Genomic DNA, 2,026 nt, shown 5'->3' with positions numbered 1-2,026 from the left:
GCAGCACGCCCCGGCGGCGGTGGTGCGCACCCTGTGCGCGTTCCTCGCGCAGCGCGCCGTGCTGGATCCGCCGCCGGGGCGTGCTGCGCCGACACCTCGCCGAGCGGGGTCGCCGTGGCCGCGGTGCCTCCGGCCGCCAGGCGGAAACGAGGCCCCGCGCCGGCGAGCGGATCCAGACGCAGATCCGCCGGCACCCCGCGCAGCGAGGCACGCCCGCCACCGTCGACCACCACGCCCACCTTGGCCGGCAGGCCCCGCAGCGCGGGCGCGTCGACGATCGCGGCGCTCACCGCGCGCGCCAGCGCCAGCACATCCACCGCCTCCGGGTCGAGGTCCGGCACCGGCGCCGCCAGCACGTTGCGCCGCGCCTCGCGCTCCGCCTGCGCATCCACCAGACCGGTGGGGGCCAGGGCCGCGCGCGCCGCGTCCAGGTCGCCGGCCGCCACGCCGCGCAGCTGCAGGTTGCCGCGCAGGGTCAGTTCCAGTTCGCCGTTGCCCAGCCGCCGCGCGGTGTCCGCCAGCACCCGCGCCGCGGCCGCCCCCAGCCCCCCGATCGGGTGGCGCAGGCGCAGCAGATAGCCGTCCCCGGTGGCCATCGGCGCCGCCACCCCGGGGCAGGCCCCGCGTACCCGCGGCGGCTGCGGCGCCGCCGGACGGTTCATGAGCGCAGCCTCCGGCTGTGGGCCAGCAGATACCAGGCCCCGCCGGCGACCAGTACACAGGCGGCGGCCAGCACCGCGAAGGTCGTGGTCCAGGCGACCGCGCTGACCCCCAGCAGGCCGTGGCGGAATCCCTCGATCACGTAGTAGAGCGGGTTCAGCTGCGCGATCCCCTGCCAGGGATCGGCCAGGCGCTCCACCGGATAGAACAGCCCGCCGAGATAGATCAGCGGGGTCAGCACGAAGGTGCTGATCACCGAGGTGTGGTCGAAGCTGCGCGCGTACAGGCCGTTGATCAGGCCCGCCAGCGAGAACAGCACCGCGGTCAGCAGCGCGATCCCCAGCACCGCCCCGGCGTGGTGCAGCTGCAGATCGCTGAACGGCAGTGCCACCGCCAGCACCAGCGTCCCGGCCAGCAGCCCGCGCAGCACCCCGGCGGTGGCAAACCCGGCCACCACCAGCCACGCCGGCATCGGCGCCACCAGGATCTCCTCGATGTGGCGCTGCAGGCGCGCGCCGAACAGCGCGAGGCTGCTGTTGCCGTAGGCGTTGGTGACCACCGCCAGCATCACCAGGCCCGGCAGGATGAAGTCGGCATAGGGCACGCCGCCCAGGGTGCCGATCTCGCGCCCCACCAGATGCCCCAGCACCGCGAGAAACAGCACCGCGGTCACCAGCGACGGCAGCAGGTTCTGCACCCAGCCGCGCAGGAAGCGGCGCACCTGCTTCACCACCAGCCCGCGCCAGGCGTACCAGTACAAGGCGGCGTTGTGCATCGGGCTCATGCCGCGCCCTCCCCGCCGCGCTCGCGCAGCAGTTCGAGAAAGCGGGTCTCCAGCCGGTTGCCCTTCTCGCGCAGCCCGGCGATACGCACCCCGGCGGCGGTCAGTTCGGCGAACACCGGGTTCAGCTCGGTGCCGCGCGGCACGTCCACCTCCAGGGTGTGCGCATCCACCGGACGCAGGGTGCCGGCGGACAGCGCGAGCTCCCCGGGCCGCGCCAGCGGCTCGGCCAGTTCCACCACCAGGGTCTGGAAGCGCAGCCCGCGCAGCAGCTCGCCGGTGCCGCCGCGGGCAATGATGCGCCCGCCATCGATGATGGCCAGCTCGCGGCACAGGCGCTCGGCCTCCTCCAGATAATGCGTGGTCAGCAGGATGGTCACGCCGTCCGCGTTCAGTTCCTGCAGCAGGGTCCAGAGGTCGTGGCGGGCCTCCAGGTCGACGCCGGCGGTGGGTTCGTCCAGCACCAGCAGGCGCGGCTGGTGCACCAGCGCGCGCGCCAGCAGCAGGCGCCGCTTGAAGCCCCCGGACAGCCCCCAGGCGGTCTGCCGGCGGCGGTCGGCCAGCCCCAGGCGCTCGCACAGTTCG

Annotated in this window: 2 protein-coding genes and 1 pseudogene; all 3 read right to left on the bottom strand. The window is 74.6% G+C overall.

Annotation, left to right across the window (positions count from 1 at the left end; translation table 11 throughout):
- Positions 1 to 662 (bottom strand): annotated as a pseudogene (locus tag B1A74_RS13910) (precorrin-3B synthase); the annotation flags it as partial.
- A complete protein-coding gene (locus B1A74_RS13905) occupies positions 659 to 1,444 on the bottom strand; it encodes an ABC transporter permease (protein WP_077244977.1) in 786 nt (261 codons plus the stop codon). The pseudogene B1A74_RS13910 and the gene B1A74_RS13905, both read right to left, overlap by 4 nt.
- The coding region (locus tag B1A74_RS13900) for an ATP-binding cassette domain-containing protein (RefSeq protein WP_143592271.1) at positions 1,441 to 2,026 on the bottom strand (586 nt) is incomplete at its 5' end. The genes B1A74_RS13900 and B1A74_RS13905, both read right to left, overlap by 4 nt.

The sequence above is a fragment of the Thioalkalivibrio halophilus genome (genome assembly GCF_001995255.1).
Taxonomy (GTDB): domain Bacteria; phylum Pseudomonadota; class Gammaproteobacteria; order Ectothiorhodospirales; family Ectothiorhodospiraceae; genus Thioalkalivibrio; species Thioalkalivibrio halophilus.
The sequence above is the reverse complement of the archived record's forward strand: the minus strand, read 5'-3'. Positions and strand labels throughout refer to the sequence as shown.

Coding starts and splice junctions, on each gene's coding strand:
- B1A74_RS13905 (WP_077244977.1), bottom strand. CDS start 1,444: ATGAGCCCGATGCACAACGCCGCCTTGTACTGGTACGCCTGGCGCGGG.